The organism is Hyphomicrobiales bacterium (assembly GCA_030688605.1).
In the GTDB taxonomy this organism is placed as follows: Bacteria; Pseudomonadota; Alphaproteobacteria; order Rhizobiales; family NORP267; genus JAUYJB01.
This window is the reverse complement of record JAUYJB010000039.1, coordinates 32,933-49,850: the sequence shown is the minus strand read 5'-3', so window position 1 is coordinate 49,850 and position 16,918 is coordinate 32,933. Positions and strand designations below refer to the sequence as shown.

The window sequence follows — 16,918 nt, the reverse complement described above, 5'->3', positions numbered from 1 at the left end:
GAGGGCGTGCAGCAGGCGCTGTTGAAGATCATGGAAGGCACCGTCGCCTCGGTGCCGCCGCAGGGCGGGCGCAAGCACCCGCAGCAGGAATTCCTGCAGGTCGACACCACCAACATATTGTTCATTTGCGGCGGTGCCTTCGCGGGCCTCGAGAAGATCATATCGGCGCGCGGGCGGGGCACGTCGATCGGCTTCGGCGCCGACGTCAAATCGGCCGACGACCGGCGCACCGGCGAGGTGCTCAAGCAAGTCGAGCCGGAGGATCTGCTGCGTTTCGGCCTGATCCCCGAATTTGTCGGCCGCGTGCCGGTGATTGCCACGCTCGACGACCTCGACGAGCCGGCCTTGATGGAGATCCTCACCGAGCCCAAGAACGCGCTCATCAAGCAGTATCAGCGCCTGTTCGAGATGGAGAACATACACCTGTCCTTCGCCGACGAGGCGATCCGCTCGATCGCCAGGAAGGCCATCGACCGCAAGACCGGCGCGCGGGGTCTGCGCTCGATCATGGAGGCGATCCTGCTCGACACCATGTTTGAACTACCGGGCCTGGAAGGCGTCGAGGAGGTGGTCATCTCCAACGAGGTCGTCGAAGGTCAGGCGCGTCCGCTGCACATCTATGCCGACCGCGCGGAGGATATCGGAACCAGCGCCTGAGGGTGTCGGGCCGGAATGTGGCCGGGTTACAACGGCATCGACGGGTTTTGCCGCCGCCGGCTTGAAGTTTCGCCTGTAAAGGGCCAACTATGCGGTGAGCGGAAAATCCGACCCACCGCCGATGAGGCCGAGTTTGGTTCTCTAAGGATCAAATGGCGTTGGTACCGGTCAGTCTCGTTCAGGGGTCAAGCGCGAGCAGCCCTCGACGGGGCACTGATCGGCTGCGGTGCGGTGCCCACGGGCCAAGAAAAGGATATTTTGCAGATGAGCGATGACAAGCCGCGTATGGTCGGCGTTCCCGGACGCAAGGGCCGCTTCCCGGTCCTGCCGCTGCGCGACATCGTGGTGTTCCCGCATATGATCGTGCCGCTGTTCGTCGGGCGCGAGAAGTCGATTCGCGCGCTCGAAGACGTCATGCGCAACGAAAAGCAGATTCTTCTGGCAACCCAGAAGAACGCCGGCGACGACAATCCGGAGCCCGATCAGATTTTTCCGATCGGCACGCTGGCGGCCGTGCTGCAGCTCCTCAAGCTGCCCGACGGAACCGTCAAGGTGCTGGTCGAGGGGCAGAGCCGGGCCAGCGTGCAGAGCTATACCGATCGCGACGACTTCTTCGAGGCCGACGCGATGCTGCTCGCCGAGGAGATCGGCGAGGCGGTCGAGGTCGAGGCGCTGGCGCGCTCGGTCATTTCCGAGTTCGAAAGCTATGTAAAGCTCAACAAGAAGGTGTCGCCCGACATTCTCGGCTCGATTTCCCAGATCGACGACTACTCCAAGCTTGCCGACACGGTGGCCTCGCATCTGGCGATCAAGATTCAGGACAAGCAGGAGATTCTCGAGGACGCCTCGGTGGCCCGGCGGCTCGAGCGGATCCTCGGCCTGATGGAGAGCGAGATTTCCGTCCTGCAGGTGGAAAAGCGCATCCGCAGCCGCGTCAAACGGCAGATGGAGAAGACGCAGCGCGAATACTATCTCAACGAGCAGATGAAGGCGATCCAGAAGGAACTCGGCGACGGCGAGCAGGGCCGCGACGAGCTGGCCGAGCTTGAAGACAAGATCGCCAAGACCAAGCTTTCCAAGGAGGCTCGCGAGAAGGCCCACAACGAGCTCAAGAAGCTGCGGCAGATGAGCCCGATGTCGGCCGAGGCGACGGTGGTGCGCAACTATCTCGATTGGCTGTTGCAGATCCCGTGGGGCAAGAAGGGCCGGATCAAGAAGGACCTGGTCGGCGCCCAGGAGATCCTCGACGCCGATCATTACGGCCTCGACAAGGTCAAGGAGCGCATCGTCGAATATCTCGCCGTGCAGAGCCGCACCAAGAAGATGCGCGGGCCGATTCTGTGCCTGGTCGGGCCGCCCGGCGTCGGCAAGACCTCGCTCGGCAAGTCGATCGCCCGCGCCACGGGCCGCGAATTCGTGCGCATGTCGCTCGGCGGCGTGCGCGACGAGGCGGAGATCCGCGGCCACCGGCGCACCTATATCGGCTCGATGCCCGGCAAGATCGTGCAGTCGATGCGCAAGGCCAAGACGGTCAACCCGCTGTTCCTGCTCGACGAGATCGACAAGATGGGCGCCGACTTCCGGGGCGATCCATCCTCGGCGCTGCTCGAGGTGCTCGATCCGGAGCAGAACAACACCTTCAACGACCATTATTTGGAGGTCGACTACGATCTCTCCAACGTGATGTTCGTGACCACGGCCAACACCCTCAACATCCCGCCGCCGCTGATGGACCGGATGGAGATCATCCGCATCGCCGGCTACACCGAGGAAGAGAAGGTGCAGATCGCCCGCCGCCACCTGATCCCCAAGGCCTACAAGGCCCACGGGCTGAAGGCCAAGGAGCTCATCTTCGACGACGAGGTGCTGCTTCACATCACGCGCCGCTACACGCGTGAGGCCGGCGTGCGCAATCTGGAGCGCGAAATCTCAACGCTGGCCCGCAAGGTGGTCAAGGAATTGATGCTCAGCAAGAAAGGCTCCGTCACCGTCACCGTCGAAACCGTGTCCGACTATCTCGGCGTGCCCAAATTCCGTTATGGCGAAGCGGAGCTGGAGGATCAGGTCGGCGTCGTCACCGGTCTCGCCTGGACCGAGTTCGGCGGCGAGCTGTTGACCATCGAGGCCGCCATGATGCCCGGCAGGGGCAAGATGACGGTCACCGGCAATCTGCGCGACGTGATGAAGGAATCGATTTCCGCCGCCAACGCCTATGTGCGCTCGCGGGCGGTCGAATTCGGCATCGAGCCGCCTCTGTTCGACCGCCGCGACATCCACGTCCACGTGCCCGAGGGGGCAACCCCCAAGGACGGCCCGTCGGCGGGCATCGCCATGGGCTGCGCCATCGTCTCGGTGATGACCGGCATTCCGGTGCGCCGCGACGTGGCGATGACCGGCGAGATCACCCTGCGCGGCCGCGTGCTGCCGATCGGCGGCCTGAAGGAGAAACTTCTCGCTGCGCTGCGCGGCGGCATCAAGAAGGTGCTGATCCCGGAAGAGAATGTGAAGGACCTCGCCGAGATTTCCGAAGAGGTCAAGAACGGGCTCGACATCACCCCGGTGGCGCGGATGGAGGACGTGCTCAAGAACGCCCTGGTGCGCCAACCGGAAGCCATCGAGTGGGAAGAGAAGTCGGCGCACGGGGAGGACAAGCCGCCGGTCGTCGCCGACGACGAGCCCTCCGGCGTGACGGCGCATTGATCGTCTTTCACGGACCAAACTGGCACTGACGAATCGGGCGGCCGCGAGCCGCCCGACGCGCTTGGCCTGGTTGACCGTCTCTTAAGCCTCCGCCACATTGGCAGAAAAAGCTTGCGATTCCTCGGTTTTTGCAGTGACCATATGGTACGGTACCGCGTTTAGCGAATCACTTGAACGTCAATCAGAAAGAGGGAATCGCCGTGAACAAGAACGAGCTGATTGCCCGCGTTGCGAACAAGACCAATATGTCGAAGTCCGCCGCGGCCGACGCTGTCGAGGCAACCTTCGCCGAAATCGAGACAGCTTTGAGAGGTGGGGACGAGGTCCGCATTGTCGGCTTCGGCAATTTCGTTGTCGCAAATCGCGCAGCCTCCATGGGGCGCAATCCGCGCACGGGCGCGGTGATCCACATTCCGGCGTCTAGGGCGCCGAAATTCCGCCCGGGCAAGGCGCTGAAGGAAGCGGTAAACCGCTAACTCCGCGATTTGATTGACTTTTTCGGTGGGCCCCGCGCGCTCCGCGCGCGGGGCCCTCTGTCCGAGTCATAAGCCGCTCCAGGATCGGGGCCGGCCATGCAAGCCCGGGGCGTGGTCCGGGCCGATGGCGGCGGCCTCCGGCGTCTCCCCGCCCAGCACCTGCATCGCTATCCGCTCTCGACCGAGCGGCGTCAGACGGGCATTCTTATGGATGTTCATCCGGTCCTCCAAGGAATCACTGAAGTCTTGCAACCTCAGCTTCCTCGCTCAGGACCGGATGGACAACCTAATGAAAGCTCACATCTAGCGCCTTGCGTTGTCGCGTGCGAGTGCGTAAATCCGCGGGTGTAAGGGGCGGTTAGCTCAGCTGGTAGAGCGCCACGTTTACACCGTGGATGTCGGGAGTTCGAGTCTCTCACCGCCCACCAGCCGGCACTCTTCGAGCTTCGGCTCGGCGGGCCGGATTCGGTCGCTTGACTTGCAACAGGGCCGTGCGTACATGAACGCCACCGCTCGCCCGGGCCCGAAGGCGCGCCGGCGATAGGGGGTGTAGCTCAGTTGGTTAGAGCGCTGGCCTGTCACGCCAGAGGCCGCGGGTTCGAGTCCCGTCACTCCCGCCAGCCTTCGTTCTCCACTACTGCCGCTTCCGATCGGACCCCGTGGGATCGATTTTCCAGCCTCTGCCCGGGCCGGGCGGAGGGCTCCAAGGCTTGCCCGGCCGCGGGATTGTCCGGCGCAGAACGGCGATGCATGATGCACTCCCATGCCGATGAAGATCGCCGCGCACGGGATACTGGTCATCAAGCTGGGTGCGTTCGGGGATGTGATCCTGTCCGCAGGCGCGCTGCGCGACATAAGGGCCAATCATCCGAATGCCCGGATCACCGCCCTCACAACGCCCGCCTACGAGCGGATCATGGAGCGTTGCCCCTTCGTCGATGCCGTAGAAATCGACCCGCGCGCGCCGCGTATCGCGCTGGGGCCGCTTCTCGATCTCAGGCGGCGGCTTCGCGCCGGCGGCTACGACATGGTCTACGACCTGCAGAACAGCGGCCGGACCCGGTTCTACCGTCGCTTCATGTTGCCCCGAACGCCCTGGTCGGGAAAGGCAGCCGGCTGCAGCCATCCATATACTGCCGCCAATCCGGAACGGATCCCGGTCCTCGACCGGCTGGCCGGGCAACTTGCCGAGGCTGGCCTGAAGGTCGCCCATGCCGGCCGGCCCGACGTCTCGTGGATGGCCGACGACCCAAGCGGGATTTTGGAGCAGGCGGGTGTCAGCGATGGATTCATTCTGCTCGTTCCGGGAAGCGCTGCCCGGCATCCGCAAAAACGATGGCCCGGTTACGCCGCGCTTGCGCGCCGGCTCCTCGCCGAGGGCCATCAGGTCATTACCGCTCCGGGATCGGACGAACTCGATCTGTGCCGCGCCATTCCGGGCATCATGCTGTTGGACAATGGCGCGCCGGTCGATTTCTTCAAGCTCGCCGGGCTCGCCATACGGGCGCGCTTCGTGGTCGGCAACGATACCGGGCCGACGCATCTGGCCGCCCACGCCGGAGCCAGGGGACTGGCGCTCTACGGTACGCCTACGGCGGCCGTCACGTGCATCGATCGCCGCTTCAAGGTCATCGAGGTCCCCGACCTGAGGACCTTGACCGTGGAGACGGTCTATGCCGCCGTTCGCGCGGAACTTGATCAGGGAGCGTAGGATTTTTCCTCGACGATGCGCGCGCCGGTCAGCGCGTTGATGCGCCGTTTCAAGGCGGAACGGCGGTCATTCTGCTTGTAGACGGAGCGGGCCAACCGCACGAACCGATCGCCGAACTCACCCGTCCGCTCGCAGCGGCGGATGTCGTCCTCGATGTCCCACAAGGCTTGGTTGATGCGTTTGAGCTCTTCCTCAAGGTGGTCGAGCTCGGCGCTCGCCGGCAGGCTGCGCGCACGCGCGCGCCGCAGCATGTCGAGTTCGCGCCGGATGTTGACAAGCTTGGTGGCGTCGGTCATGCGCTCGGTCTTGATCCGCAGGATCGTGATCTTGTCGATCAGCTCTCCGGCCCCTGCCTCGATCATGATCCGCGCGCCGTCTACAGGGCTCACGCAATCCCTCCCCCGCCTGCAACCGGCCCGGCGCCGGCGGGCCGCATGATAGATCAGCCCTGCCGCCGGGACCAGCCGCCGGCGTATGAAGCTCCAAGGCTCCGGCGAACTGCAAGGCCCTCCGGGCCTGTATCCTCGTCTTTCACATTACTTTATTGATCGTTTCGCGCCTTGGTATATGTCATCCAAGCGGAAATAGAACTGCTATCCGCCACTTTCTCAATACTGGCGTTGCTTAACCGCTCGCATAAAGGACGACGTATTTCCATAGGGCAGATCCGCGCGAATCCCACCGGACTCCCGGCTCGGAAAGAATTCAAAAAAGTGGGAGATGGTTGCCCATCTCCCCAAGTGCCGGACAGGACTTCTCGGCCGCCTTGGTGTGGCGTTGCCGAGGCGCTTCGCATCTCGTGTTTACCTCGTATAGCCTATTTTGTTCAATTCAGTCTGGACATCGTGGCCATTGCGAGGAAATTCGTCATTCGGCCGCAACGGCGGTTGCAGCAAGGGCAGGCGCATTGCTGATTCCAGTGCGTGGCCAAGTTGAAACATTCTGGCCAACAACCGCGCCACCCGCGCGGCACTGATCCTACGCCCGCGCCGGGTTCTCCTTACGCCTGAACCGCGCACCCAACCGGACTTGGCGCGCACTCGACCGAACCTGTCATGTGCCCGAACGCGTCGGCACATATGCCGCTCCTTCGGCCACCAGACCGATCGCACCTGCACTCTGTTCTGCCTGAACGCCACCGATCATGCCGTATTCGTCGACAGCCTGCTTCAGAAACGTGTGTCTTTCTCCCCGGCGCACGATATGGATTACGCTGTCGACATGACGACAGAATATACGTTCGAACATGCCCGCGTCCGTTTTGACTCACCGCCTATATCCGTCCGGCTGCGGTGTTGCATCTATTATCGGCTCATAATTTAACATATTAATTCGATTTTCGGGAGGCAGTTAACGAGATGCCACCATTTGTCATCGGATGGCGGGAAAGCCGCCAGGAGGAGCGAAGGCAAGATCCGCATGTCGAAGCGATCGTGACGCGGGGATCAGGTATCGCCGATTCGCTGAGTTATTCGCGCTGCAACGCGATGCGCCGTCATTTCATTCCACATTCCATAGATCCGGCCATTTAACCGGCGGATGTCCTAGCATCGGTTGCGACGCATGGGCGCAGCCGAATCTGCCGCTTCGGAGGGTAGGCTCGCTTGCCTAGCCGGCGGCCCTGCGCTAGAGCATTGTCCGGTCAAAAGGGATCGATCGAGTGGGTCAAATCGGGTTGTCCGGCAACGGGCGGACGGGTTGCGCCGCGGCTCGATCTGGCGCAACGTGTAGGCGGCGGTCGGGGTACTGCCAGGCCGGGCGCAGCTGAGGGCGGCTCGGAGTTCTTGCCAAGGGTTTTGAATGCACGACCTGGTAATCGACTATCTGCCAATCGTCATTTTCATCGGCGTCGCCTTGGTTATTGCGCTGGCACTGCTGGTCGCGCCGTTCCTGGTCGCCTACAAGCAGCCCGACCCGGAAAAGCTGTCGGCCTATGAGTGCGGCTTCAACGCCTTCGACGATGCGCGCATGAAGTTCGACGTGCGCTTCTATCTGGTCGCCATCTTGTTCATCATTTTCGATCTTGAGGTTGCCTTCCTGTTTCCCTGGGCCGCCGCGTTCAAGGCGGTCGGCTGGTTCGGCTTCTGGTCGATGATGGTGTTTCTGGGCGTTCTGACCATCGGCTTCGTTTACGAATGGCGTAAGGGAGCGTTGGAATGGGACTAGGCTATATGTCGCGGCCGGGAGTTGCGCCCCCGGCCAAGAAGCTGCTCGATCCGCACGCCGTTCCGGCTGATGCCGAGGATACCTTCTTTACCGAGGTCGACGCGGGGCTGGCCGACAAGGGCTTCATCGTCACCTCGACGGATGAATTGATCACCTGGGCGCGGACCGGCTCACTGATGTGGATGACATTCGGGCTGGCCTGCTGCGCGGTCGAAATGATCCAGATGGCGATGCCGCGCTATGACTGCGAGCGGTTCGGCTTTGCCCCGCGCGCGAGCCCCCGACAGTCCGACGTGATCATCGTCGCCGGCACGCTGACCAACAAGATGGCGCCGGCCTTCCGCAAGGTCTACGACCAGATGCCGGAGCCGCGCTACGTCATCTCCATGGGCAGTTGCGCCAATGGCGGCGGCTACTATCACTATTCCTACTCGGTGGTGCGCGGCTGCGACCGGGTCGTGCCGGTGGACATCTACGTGCCTGGCTGCCCGCCGACCGCCGAGGCGCTGCTTTATGGCGTTCTCTTGCTGCAAAAGAAGATCCGCCGCACTGGGACAATCGAACGCTGATCGGCCCGGCACACCATTGCAAGGCCCCGGAACCCCGCTATGGACGAGACGCTGAAGGAACTCGGCGAATACATCAAAACGGCCTTGGGCGGCGACGTCGCCGCGTACACGGTGGCCCATGGCGAGCTGACCGTGTCGGTGAGCGCGGCGGCCATCCTCAAGGTGCTCAAGTTCCTGCGCGACGACACGAGTTGCCAGTTCGATTGCCTGATCGATATCTGCGGCGTCGATTATCCCGGCCGCGAGAAGCGATTCGACGTCGTCTATCATCTGTTGTCTCCGGTGCAGAATCAGCGCATCCGCGTCAAGCTGGTGACCGACGACACGGAGCCCGTGGCAAGCGTGGTCTCCCTGTTTCCCGCCGCCGACTGGTACGAGCGCGAGGCCTTTGACCTTTACGGCATCCTGTTTTCCGGCCATCCGGACCTGCGGCGGATTCTCACCGACTACGGCTTCGAGGGCCATCCGCTGCGGAAGGACTTCCCGCTCACCGGCTTTGTCGAGGTGCGTTACGACGACGAGCTCAAGCGGGTCGTCTACGAGCCCGTGAGGCTGGAGCAGGAATTGCGCAGCTTCGACTTCCTCAGCCCCTGGGAAGGGCCGGACTATCTGCTGCCCGGCGACGAGAAGGCGAGCCGATGACCATGGAGCTCACCCGTGGCTGAGGCCGAAATCCGCAACTTCACCATCAATTTTGGCCCGCAGCACCCCTCGGCCCACGGCGTGCTGCGCATGCTGATGGAACTCGACGGCGAGGTCATCGAGCGGTGCGACCCGCATATCGGCCTGTTGCACCGGGGCACCGAGAAGCTGATCGAGCACAAGACCTATTTGCAGGCCATTCCGTATTTCGACCGGCTCGACTATTGGGCGCCGATGAACCAGGAGCACGCTTTTGCGCTCGCCGTGGAAAGGCTGCTCGGCATCACCGTGCCCAAGCGCGGCCAGCTCATCCGCGTGCTCTATTCGGAGATCGGCCGGCTGCTGTCGCATCTCCTCAATATCGCCTCGCTCGCGCTCGATGTCGGCGCGCTGACCCCGCCGCTGTGGGGCTATGAGGAACGCGAGAAGCTGATGATCTTCTATGAGCGCGCCTCCGGGGCGCGCCTGCACGCCGCCTATTTCCGACCCGGCGGGGTGCATCAGGACCTGCCGCAGAAGCTCGTCGACGATATCGGCGAATTCTGCGATCCGTTCCTGAAGGCGGTCGACGAAATCGAGGTGCTGCTCACCGACAACCGCATCTTCAAGCAGCGCAACGTCGATATCGGCGTCATCAAGCTCGACGAGGCTTGGGCGCGGGGATTTTCCGGCGTCATGGTGCGCGGCTCGGGCGCCGCTTGGGACCTGCGCCGGGCGCAGCCCTATGAGTGCTATTCCGAGCTCGACTTCGACATCCCGGTCGGCAAAAACGGCGACTGCTACGACCGCTATCTGATTCGCCTGGAAGAGATGCGCCAGTCGATCCGCATCATGCGCCAATGCATCGACAAGCTGAACTCGCCGGAAGGGGCGGGGCCGGTCTCCCACCCCGACCACAAGATCGTGCCGCCCAAGCGCGGCGAGATGAAGCGCTCCATGGAGGCGCTGATCCACCACTTCAAGCTCTATACCGAGGGCTACCGGGTGCCGGAGGGCGAAGTGTACGCCGCCGTCGAGGCGCCGAAGGGCGAATTCGGCGTCTATCTGGTCTCCGACGGCAGCAACAGGCCCTACCGCTGCAAGATCCGCGCGCCCGGCTTCCCGCATCTGCAGGCGATCCACTTCCTCAGCAAGGGCCACATGCTGGCCGACATGACGGCGATTATCGCCACCATCGATATCGTCTTCGGGGAGGTCGATCGGTGAGCGTGTCGGGAGACACTGGAAGAACCTCCCCCAGCAAGGGGGAGGTCGGCCCGCAGGGCCGGGTGGGGGTTGGTCGACGCTTCACGCGCACTCGCGCTGCGACCGCGTCCGCGCGACGACTGCGGCAAGATATGACCGACGCGGAACGGAGACTGTGGCGCTCGCTCAAAGGCGGACAAATGGAGGGCCATTCGTTTCGTCGCCAGCATCCCGTCGGCCGCTATGTCTTGGATTTCTATTGCGCGCCTCTTGCGCTGGCGGTGGAGCTCGACGGCGGACAGCACGGTGAACCGGCAGTGTTGAAAAGAGACGTGCGTCGTGAGGACTGGCTCAAAGGCAAAGGTATCCGGGTGCTGAGATTCTGGAATGGCGACGTGATGAACGGGTTTGACGGCGTGCTGGAGGCCATTCGTCGCGAAGTTCTGCAATTGGCGGGCAACACCAGGACCCCCACCCTGACCCTCCCCCTTGCAGGGGGAGGGAATGAGACGGAGGTCGACCGGTGAGCGTGCGACGTCTCCACCCGGAGCAGCCGGCCAAGTTCGCGTTCACGCGCGAGAATCTCGCCTGGGCGAGGGCGCAGATCAAGAAATACCCGGCCGGCAAGCAGGCCTCCGCCGTGATCCCGCTGATGTGGCGCGCCCAGGAGCAACACCAGGGCTGGCTGCCCGAGCCGGCGATCCGCTACGTCGCCGACATGCTCGACATGCCCTATATCCGGGCGCTGGAGGTTGCCACCTTCTACACCATGTTCCATCTCGAGCCGGTGGGCCGGAAGGCGCATGTGCAGGTCTGCGGCACGACGCCGTGCATGCTGCTCGGCGCAGGCGAGCTCATCAAGGTCTGCCGGAAGCGCATCGCCGAGCAGCCGCATGCGCTCTCCGCCGCCGGCGACTTCTCCTGGGAGGAGGTCGAATGCCTTGGCGCCTGCGTCAACGCGCCGATGATCCAGGTCGCAAGCGACACCTATGAGGACCTGACGGCGGAGATCTTCGAAACGATCCTGGATCAACTGGCGGCCGGCAAGAAGCCGAAGCCGGGGCCGCAGAGTGCGCGGCATTCGTCGGAGCCGGCAGGCGGCCTGACGACGCTGCTGAACGGCGCAGCCACGGGCGCAAAGAAGGCGGTCGCGGCGAAAACGGCAGCCAGGAGGGCCCCGGCACGGAAGGCTCCGGCAAGAAAGCCGGCCGTGAAGCCGGGCAAGGCGAAGTGAAGGCGAACCAGACGATGCTTAGCGACAAGGACCGCATCTTCACCAACCTTTACGGCCTCCACAGCCCCGGCCTGAAGGCGGCGAAAATACGCGGCGCCTGGAACCGCACCAAGACGATTCTGCAAAAGGGCCACGACTGGATCATCGAGGAGGTCAAGGCCTCGGGACTGCGCGGCCGCGGCGGCGCCGGCTTTCCGACCGGACTGAAATGGTCGTTCATGCCCAAGCAGTCCGATGGCAGGCCGCACTATCTCATTGTCAATGCTGATGAATCTGAGCCCGGCACCTGCAAGGACCGGGACATCATGCGCCACGATCCGCACATCCTCATCGAAGGCAGCCTGATGTCCGGCTTCGCCATGCGCGCGCACACCGCCTACATCTATGTGCGCGGCGAGTTCATTCGCGAGCGGGAGGCGCTGCAGAAGGCGATCGATGAGGCCTACGAGACCAAGCTCATCGGCAAGAACAACGTGCATGACTGGGATTTCGACATTCTCATCCATCACGGCGCCGGCGCCTATATCTGCGGCGAGGAGACGGCGCTGCTCGAAAGCCTCGAGGGCAAGAAGGGCATGCCGCGCCTCAAGCCGCCGTTTCCGGCCAATGTCGGCCTTTATGGCGCGCCGACCACGGTCAACAATGTCGAAACCATCGCCGCGGTTCCGGAAATCCTGCGCCGCGGCGCGAGTTGGTTTTCGGGCATCGGCCGGCCCAACAATACCGGCACCAAGCTGTTCTGCATTTCCGGCCACGTCAACCAGCCCTGCAATGTCGAGGAGGAGATGGGGATCACCCTGCGCGAGCTTCTCGACAAGCACGCCGGCGGCGTGCGCGGCGGCTGGGACAATCTGCTCGCGGTCATCCCCGGCGGCTCGTCGGTGCCTTGCGTTCCGGCCGGCGAATGCGGCCAGCTGCGCATGGATTTCGACGGTCTGCGCGACAAGAAGTCGGCGCTTGGGACCGCCGGCGTCATCGTCATGGACAAGTCGACCGATATCATCCGCGCCATTTCGCGCATCGCCTATTTCTACAAGCATGAGAGCTGCGGCCAGTGCACGCCGTGCCGCGAAGGCACCGGCTGGATGTGGCGGGTCCTCGAGCGGATGGCGCGCGGCGAAGCGGAAAAGCGCGAGATCGACATGTTGATGGACGTAACCCGGCAGGTGGAGGGTCACACGATCTGCGCGCTCGGCGACGCCGCCGCCTGGCCGGTGCAGGGGCTCATCCGCCATTTCCGCGATGAGATCGAGGCGCGTATCGACAGTCATGCCGCCAGCTCGAAGGCGGAAGGCCGGGTCAAGCAAGCGGCGGAATAGGAGGACGGACCATGATGTGGAATGGATATGGTGGTGGATTCGGTTTCTTCTGGCTGATCGTCTACATCCTGGTGCTGGTGATTCCGATCGCCAGGATCCTGGGGCGGCTGGGCTTCAACCAATGGTGGTCGATGGTGGCGGTCATTCCCCTCGTGAATGTGATCTTTCTGTGGATTCTCGCCTATGCCGACTGGCCGCGCGGCGGCCGGGCGACTTAAGCGGGCATCAAGTTTGACGATTTGTCGGACGGTAGCAGGGATTAGATGGAAACGCTCATGCCAATCCTGAAGATCGACGGCCAGGAGATCGAGGTCCCGAGCGGCATCACGCTGTTGCAGGCGTGCGAGATGGCCGGCGCCGAGATCCCGCGTTTCTGTTTCCACGAGCGGCTGTCGATCGCCGGCAATTGCCGCATGTGCCTGGTCGAATGGGTCGGCGCGCCGAAGCCGCAGGCAAGTTGCGCACTCTCCGTCAATGAGCTGCGCCCTAACCGCGACGGCTCGCCGGCCGACATCCGCACCAACTCGCCGCTGGTCAAGAAGGCGCGCGAGGGGGTGATGGAGTTCCTGCTCATCAACCATCCGCTCGACTGCCCGATCTGCGACCAGGGCGGGGAGTGCGATCTGCAGGACCAGGCCATGGCCTACGGCATCGACTCTTCGCGCTTCCACGAAAACAAACGCGCGGTGGAGGACAAGTATATCGGCCCGCTGGTCAAGACCATCATGACCCGGTGCATCCATTGCACCCGCTGCATCCGCTTCGCCACCGAGGTCGCCGGCGTTCCGGACCTCGGCGCCATCGGCCGCGGCGAGGACATGGAGGTAACCACCTATCTGGAAAGCGCCATGGGCTCGGAATTGCAGGGCAACGTCATCGACCTGTGCCCGGTCGGCGCGCTGACCTCCAAGCCCTATGCGTTCGCAGCCCGGCCGTGGGAGCTCGACAAGACCGAATCGATCGACGTGATGGATGCGGTCGGCAGCAACATCCGCGTCGACACCCGCGGCCGTGAGGTGATGCGCATCCTGCCGCGGCTCAACGAGCAGGTGAACGAGGAGTGGATCTCCGACAAGACCCGTTTCGTCTGCGACGGTCTGAGGGTCCAGCGCCTCGACCAGCCCTATGTGCGCAAGAGCGGCAAGCTGCGGCCGGCGAGCTGGCCGGAAGCGTTTTCCGCCATCGCCGAAGCGGTCGGGAAATCGGCGCCTGACAGGATCGCCGCCATAGCCGGGGATCTGGCGAGCGCCGAGGAGCTGTTTGCCTTCAAGGACCTGATGGGCCGGCTCGATGTTTCGAGCCTCGACTGCCGTCAGGACGGCGCGGCCCTCGACCCGGCTTTCGGTCGCGCCGGCTACCTGTTCAATGCCACCATCGAGGGCATCGAGGCGGCCGATGCGCTGTTGCTGGTCGGCACGAACCCGCGTATCGAGGCATCCCTGGTCAACGCCCGCATCCGCAAGCGCTGGCGCATGGGGAATTTTCCCATCGGCGTCATCGGCGGCGTCGCCGGGGGCGGGGTCGATCTGACCTATGACTACGACTATCTCGGCGCCGGCGCCGACACCCTCGCCGACCTTGCCGACGGCAATGGCCGCTTCGCCAAACTGCTGCAGCAGGCGCAAAGGCCGCTTATCGTCGTCGGCCAGGGGGCGCTCGCGCGTCCCGACGGCGCTGCAATCCTCAGCCTTGCCGCCAAGGCCGCGACCGGTTTCGGGGCCGTTTCGCAAAGCTGGAACGGGTTTTCGGTGCTGCATACCGCGGCTGCCCGCGTTGCCGGGCTCGATCTCGGTCTCGTGCCGGGCCCAAGCGGGCGCGATACCGCCGGCATCCTGGAGGGCGCGGCGAAAGGCGAAATCGACATGGTCTTCCTGCTCGGCGCCGACGAGATTCCCGCCGGCAGGCTTGGCGACGCCTTCATCGTCTATCAGGGCAGCCATGGCGACCGTGGCGCCCACCGCGCCAACGTTATTCTGCCGGGCGCCGCCTATACCGAGAAGTCCGCCACTTACGTGAATACCGAGGGGCGGGTGCAGCTTGCCGCCCGCGCCGCCTTCCCGCCGGGCGACGCGCGCGAGGACTGGGCGATTCTGCGAGCGCTGTCCGAAGCGCTCGGCCACAGGCTTGCTTACGACAATCTCGAGGCCCTGCGCGCGGCGATGTATGAGGCGCACCCGCATCTTGCCGATATCGACACCATTCTGCCCGGCGATCCGTCAGACGTCACGCGGCTCGCCAAGGCGGGCGGGCACACCGACAAGGCGCCGTTCACGGGTCCGATCGCCGATTTCTATCTCACCAATCCCATTGCCCGCGCCTCCGCCGTCATGGCCGAACTGAGCGGGTTGGCGCGGGGACGCTCCACGGAAGTGACGGGCACCGATGGCTGATATCTTCTGGACCTACATCCTGCCGGCGCTCATCATCGCCATTGAGAGCCTGGTGCTGATGACGGTGCTGCTGATCGCCATCTCCTTCCTGCTCTATGGCGACCGCAAGATCTGGGCGGCGGTGCAGATGCGCCGCGGACCCAATGTCGTCGGCCCGTGGGGCGTGCTGCAGTCCTTCGCCGATTTCATCAAATTCGTGCTCAAGGAGCCGATCATCCCCTCCGGCGCCAACCAGGGCGTGTTCCTGCTGGCGCCGCTGGTGACCACCGTCTTGGCGCTGTCGGCGTGGGCCGTGGTGCCGGTCGGCGAATGGATCGACGGCAGGGTCCTGGTCATCGCCGACATCAATGTCGGCATCCTCTACCTGTTCGCCATCTCATCGCTCGGCGTCTACGGCATCATCATGGGCGGCTGGGCCTCGAACTCGAAATATCCGTTCCTCGGCGCGCTGCGCTCGGCGGCCCAGATGGTCTCCTACGAGGTGTCCATCGGCTTCGTCATCATCACCGTCCTGTTGTGCGTCGGCTCGCTCAACCTGACCGACATCGTCGTCGCCCAGAAGACCGGGCTTGCCGACATGATCGGCCTGCCGTGGCTCAGCTTCCTGAACTGGTTCTGGCTGCCGCTGTTTCCGATGTTCATCGTCTTCTTCATTTCGGCGCTCGCCGAGACCAACCGGCCGCCCTTCGACCTGCCGGAGGCGGAATCGGAGCTCGTCGCCGGCTACATGGTGGAATATTCCTCCACCCCGTATCTGCTGTTCATGCTCGGGGAATATGTCGCCATCGTGCTGATGTGCGCCCTGATCTCGATCCTGTTCCTCGGTGGCTGGATGTCGCCGCTCGACATCGTGCCGTTCACCTGGGTGCCGGGGGTCATCTGGTTCACGATCAAGATCTGCGCCCTGTTCTTCATGTTCGCCATGGTCAAGGCCTTTGTGCCGCGCTACCGCTACGACCAGCTCATGCGGCTCGGCTGGAAGGTGTTTCTGCCGCTGTCGCTCGGCATGGTGGCGGTGGTGGCGCTGGTTCTGCAGCTGACCGGCTGGGCGGCATGAGGAGGGGCGCGGACATGAGCGGCGCATTCGAAGGCCCGGGACTGATCGGCGGCCTCGTGGGGCTTGCCTTCGGCGTTGCCGACTGGCTGATCTTTACCCTTCTCATCGTGCCCAAGCTCGAGGAGTCCGCCCGCCAGGACGCCTGGAAGGGGCGGAAGCGCGCCACCTCGCTGCCGGTCCTGCGGGCTGCCTTCCTGTTGTCCTGCTTCGTCGCCCTTCCCATCGTAGGCTATGTGGTGGGGCGGCTTGTCCTGCCGAATTTCGGCATCGCGGCGGGGGGTTAGGAGCGGTCGGATGAGCAGGATAACCCAAGCCGTCAACGCGCTGTTTCTCAAGGAGTTCGTCTTGGCGTTCGTCCTGTCGATGCGCTATTTCTTCAGGGCCAAGCCGACCATCAACTATCCGTTCGAGAAGGGGCATCTGAGCCCGCGCTTCCGCGGCGAGCACGCGCTGAGGCGCTATCCCAACGGCGAGGAGCGCTGCATCGCCTGCAAACTCTGCGAAGCGATCTGCCCGGCCCAGGCGATCACCATCGAGGCGGGCCCGCGGCGCAACGACGGCACCCGGCGCGCCACTCGCTACGACATCGACATGGTCAAGTGCATCTATTGCGGCTTTTGCCAGGAAGCCTGCCCGGTCGACGCCATCGTCGAGGGACCGAACTTCGAATATTCGGTGGAGACGCGCGAGGAGCTTTATTACGACAAGGAAAAGCTGCTCGCCAACGGCGACCGCTGGGAGCGCGAGATCGCCCAGAACCTGGCGCTCGACGCGCCGTACAAGTGAACCGGCCGGGCAGGGGATGATACGGG

General features: G+C 63.9%; 19 protein-coding genes and 2 tRNA genes. 18 read left to right on the top strand and 3 right to left on the bottom strand.

All coding sequences use genetic code 11. The features are described from left to right. From Q8P46_04960 to Q8P46_04950, 3 genes are all read left to right on the top strand, one after another. A partial coding sequence (locus Q8P46_04960) for an AAA family ATPase (protein MDP2619510.1) occupies positions 1–657 on the top strand: 657 nt, incomplete at its 5' end. Between the two features lie 264 nt (positions 658–921). Next, complete coding sequence (gene lon / locus Q8P46_04955) at positions 922–3,357, top strand: endopeptidase La (protein MDP2619509.1); 2,436 nt, start codon at positions 922–924, stop codon at positions 3,355–3,357. Positions 3,358–3,557: 200 nt separating this feature from the next. Further along, positions 3,558–3,833 carry an HU family DNA-binding protein gene (locus Q8P46_04950; GenBank protein ID MDP2619508.1) on the top strand — a complete coding sequence of 92 codons (276 nt, stop codon included), beginning with the start codon at positions 3,558–3,560 and terminating at the stop codon, positions 3,831–3,833. Between the two features lie 66 nt (positions 3,834–3,899). Here the strand turns inward: Q8P46_04950 and Q8P46_04945 are convergent, their stop codons facing one another. Then, complete coding sequence (locus tag Q8P46_04945; protein MDP2619507.1) at positions 3,900–4,052, bottom strand: hypothetical protein; 153 nt, start codon at positions 4,050–4,052, stop codon at positions 3,900–3,902. A 133-nt stretch (positions 4,053–4,185) separates the two neighbouring features. Between Q8P46_04945 and Q8P46_04940 the strand changes: the two genes are divergently transcribed. The 3 genes from Q8P46_04940 to Q8P46_04930 all read left to right on the top strand — a co-directional run bounded on the left by Q8P46_04940 (position 4,186) and on the right by Q8P46_04930 (position 5,544). Then, positions 4,186–4,261 (top strand) — tRNA-Val (locus tag Q8P46_04940). 115 nt (positions 4,262–4,376) lie between these two features. After that, positions 4,377–4,453, top strand: a tRNA-Asp gene (locus tag Q8P46_04935). Between the two features lie 143 nt (positions 4,454–4,596). Next, positions 4,597–5,544: a glycosyltransferase family 9 protein gene (locus Q8P46_04930; protein MDP2619506.1), complete on the top strand. Its 948-nt coding sequence runs from the start codon at positions 4,597–4,599 to the stop codon at positions 5,542–5,544. Here Q8P46_04930 and Q8P46_04925 read toward each other — a convergent pair. Together Q8P46_04925 and Q8P46_04920 are read right to left on the bottom strand one after the other, a co-directional pair. Then, positions 5,532–5,933, bottom strand: a complete 402-nt coding sequence (locus Q8P46_04925) for a DUF6165 family protein (GenBank protein MDP2619505.1) — start codon at positions 5,931–5,933, stop codon at positions 5,532–5,534. The two genes, Q8P46_04930 and Q8P46_04925, sit on opposite strands and share 13 nt — an antisense overlap. A gap of 664 nt (positions 5,934–6,597) precedes the next feature. Continuing rightward, on the bottom strand, positions 6,598–6,792 hold the full coding sequence (locus tag Q8P46_04920; GenBank protein ID MDP2619504.1) for a hypothetical protein: 195 nt from the start codon (positions 6,790–6,792) through the stop codon (positions 6,598–6,600). 552 nt (positions 6,793–7,344) lie between these two features. Here Q8P46_04920 and Q8P46_04915 point away from each other — a divergent pair. The 12 genes from Q8P46_04915 to nuoI all read left to right on the top strand — a co-directional run bounded on the left by Q8P46_04915 (position 7,345) and on the right by nuoI (position 16,892). Continuing rightward, positions 7,345–7,710 (top strand): NADH-quinone oxidoreductase subunit A, encoded by a 366-nt coding sequence (locus Q8P46_04915; protein ID MDP2619503.1) that lies wholly within the window; start codon positions 7,345–7,347, stop codon positions 7,708–7,710. Then, positions 7,701–8,279 carry an NADH-quinone oxidoreductase subunit B family protein gene (locus Q8P46_04910; GenBank protein MDP2619502.1) on the top strand — a complete coding sequence of 193 codons (579 nt, stop codon included), beginning with the start codon at positions 7,701–7,703 and terminating at the stop codon, positions 8,277–8,279. Before Q8P46_04915 ends, Q8P46_04910 begins: the two co-directional genes overlap by 10 nt. A 39-nt stretch (positions 8,280–8,318) precedes the next feature. Then, positions 8,319–8,921: an NADH-quinone oxidoreductase subunit C gene (locus Q8P46_04905; protein ID MDP2619501.1), complete on the top strand. Its 603-nt coding sequence runs from the start codon at positions 8,319–8,321 to the stop codon at positions 8,919–8,921. 15 nt (positions 8,922–8,936) lie between these two features. After that, positions 8,937–10,127 (top strand): NADH-quinone oxidoreductase subunit D, encoded by a 1,191-nt coding sequence (locus Q8P46_04900; GenBank protein MDP2619500.1) that lies wholly within the window; start codon positions 8,937–8,939, stop codon positions 10,125–10,127. 131 nt (positions 10,128–10,258) lie between these two features. Then, on the top strand, positions 10,259–10,633 hold the full coding sequence (locus Q8P46_04895) for an endonuclease domain-containing protein (protein MDP2619499.1): 375 nt from the start codon (positions 10,259–10,261) through the stop codon (positions 10,631–10,633). Further along, entirely contained in the window at positions 10,630–11,340 is a 711-nt protein-coding gene (nuoE, locus tag Q8P46_04890; GenBank protein ID MDP2619498.1) for an NADH-quinone oxidoreductase subunit NuoE, read from the top strand. Before Q8P46_04895 ends, nuoE begins: the two co-directional genes overlap by 4 nt. Before the next feature lie 14 nt (positions 11,341–11,354). Next, positions 11,355–12,659 carry an NADH-quinone oxidoreductase subunit NuoF gene (gene nuoF, locus Q8P46_04885; GenBank protein MDP2619497.1) on the top strand — a complete coding sequence of 435 codons (1,305 nt, stop codon included), beginning with the start codon at positions 11,355–11,357 and terminating at the stop codon, positions 12,657–12,659. An 11-nt stretch (positions 12,660–12,670) separates the two neighbouring features. After that, positions 12,671–12,877 carry a hypothetical protein gene (locus Q8P46_04880; protein ID MDP2619496.1) on the top strand — a complete coding sequence of 69 codons (207 nt, stop codon included), beginning with the start codon at positions 12,671–12,673 and terminating at the stop codon, positions 12,875–12,877. A 57-nt stretch (positions 12,878–12,934) separates the two neighbouring features. Further along, positions 12,935–15,049, top strand: a complete 2,115-nt coding sequence (gene nuoG, locus Q8P46_04875; GenBank protein ID MDP2619495.1) for an NADH-quinone oxidoreductase subunit NuoG — start codon at positions 12,935–12,937, stop codon at positions 15,047–15,049. Next, a complete protein-coding gene (gene nuoH, locus Q8P46_04870; GenBank protein ID MDP2619494.1) occupies positions 15,042–16,106 on the top strand; it encodes an NADH-quinone oxidoreductase subunit NuoH in 1,065 nt (354 codons plus the stop codon). The genes nuoG and nuoH overlap by 8 nt, the downstream gene beginning before the upstream one ends. Positions 16,107–16,120: 14 nt before the next feature. Then, on the top strand, positions 16,121–16,390 hold the full coding sequence (locus Q8P46_04865) for a hypothetical protein (protein ID MDP2619493.1): 270 nt from the start codon (positions 16,121–16,123) through the stop codon (positions 16,388–16,390). A 10-nt stretch (positions 16,391–16,400) separates the two neighbouring features. Continuing rightward, a complete protein-coding gene (gene nuoI, locus Q8P46_04860) occupies positions 16,401–16,892 on the top strand; it encodes an NADH-quinone oxidoreductase subunit NuoI (protein MDP2619492.1) in 492 nt (163 codons plus the stop codon). The last annotated feature ends 26 nt before the right edge of the window (positions 16,893–16,918 follow it).

Coding starts and splice junctions, on each gene's coding strand:
- lon (MDP2619509.1), top strand. CDS start 922: ATGAGCGATGACAAGCCGCGTATGGTCGGCGTTCCCGGACGCAAGGGC.
- Q8P46_04945 (MDP2619507.1), bottom strand. CDS start 4,052: ATGAACATCCATAAGAATGCCCGTCTGACGCCGCTCGGTCGAGAGCGG.
- Q8P46_04930 (MDP2619506.1), top strand. CDS start 4,597: ATGCCGATGAAGATCGCCGCGCACGGGATACTGGTCATCAAGCTGGGT.
- Q8P46_04920 (MDP2619504.1), bottom strand. CDS start 6,792: ATGTTCGAACGTATATTCTGTCGTCATGTCGACAGCGTAATCCATATC.
- Q8P46_04915 (MDP2619503.1), top strand. CDS start 7,345: ATGCACGACCTGGTAATCGACTATCTGCCAATCGTCATTTTCATCGGC.
- Q8P46_04910 (MDP2619502.1), top strand. CDS start 7,701: ATGGGACTAGGCTATATGTCGCGGCCGGGAGTTGCGCCCCCGGCCAAG.
- Q8P46_04905 (MDP2619501.1), top strand. CDS start 8,319: ATGGACGAGACGCTGAAGGAACTCGGCGAATACATCAAAACGGCCTTG.
- Q8P46_04895 (MDP2619499.1), top strand. CDS start 10,259: ATGACCGACGCGGAACGGAGACTGTGGCGCTCGCTCAAAGGCGGACAA.
- nuoF (MDP2619497.1), top strand. CDS start 11,355: ATGCTTAGCGACAAGGACCGCATCTTCACCAACCTTTACGGCCTCCAC.
- Q8P46_04880 (MDP2619496.1), top strand. CDS start 12,671: ATGATGTGGAATGGATATGGTGGTGGATTCGGTTTCTTCTGGCTGATC.
- nuoG (MDP2619495.1), top strand. CDS start 12,935: ATGCCAATCCTGAAGATCGACGGCCAGGAGATCGAGGTCCCGAGCGGC.
- nuoH (MDP2619494.1), top strand. CDS start 15,042: ATGGCTGATATCTTCTGGACCTACATCCTGCCGGCGCTCATCATCGCC.
- Q8P46_04865 (MDP2619493.1), top strand. CDS start 16,121: ATGAGCGGCGCATTCGAAGGCCCGGGACTGATCGGCGGCCTCGTGGGG.
- nuoI (MDP2619492.1), top strand. CDS start 16,401: ATGAGCAGGATAACCCAAGCCGTCAACGCGCTGTTTCTCAAGGAGTTC.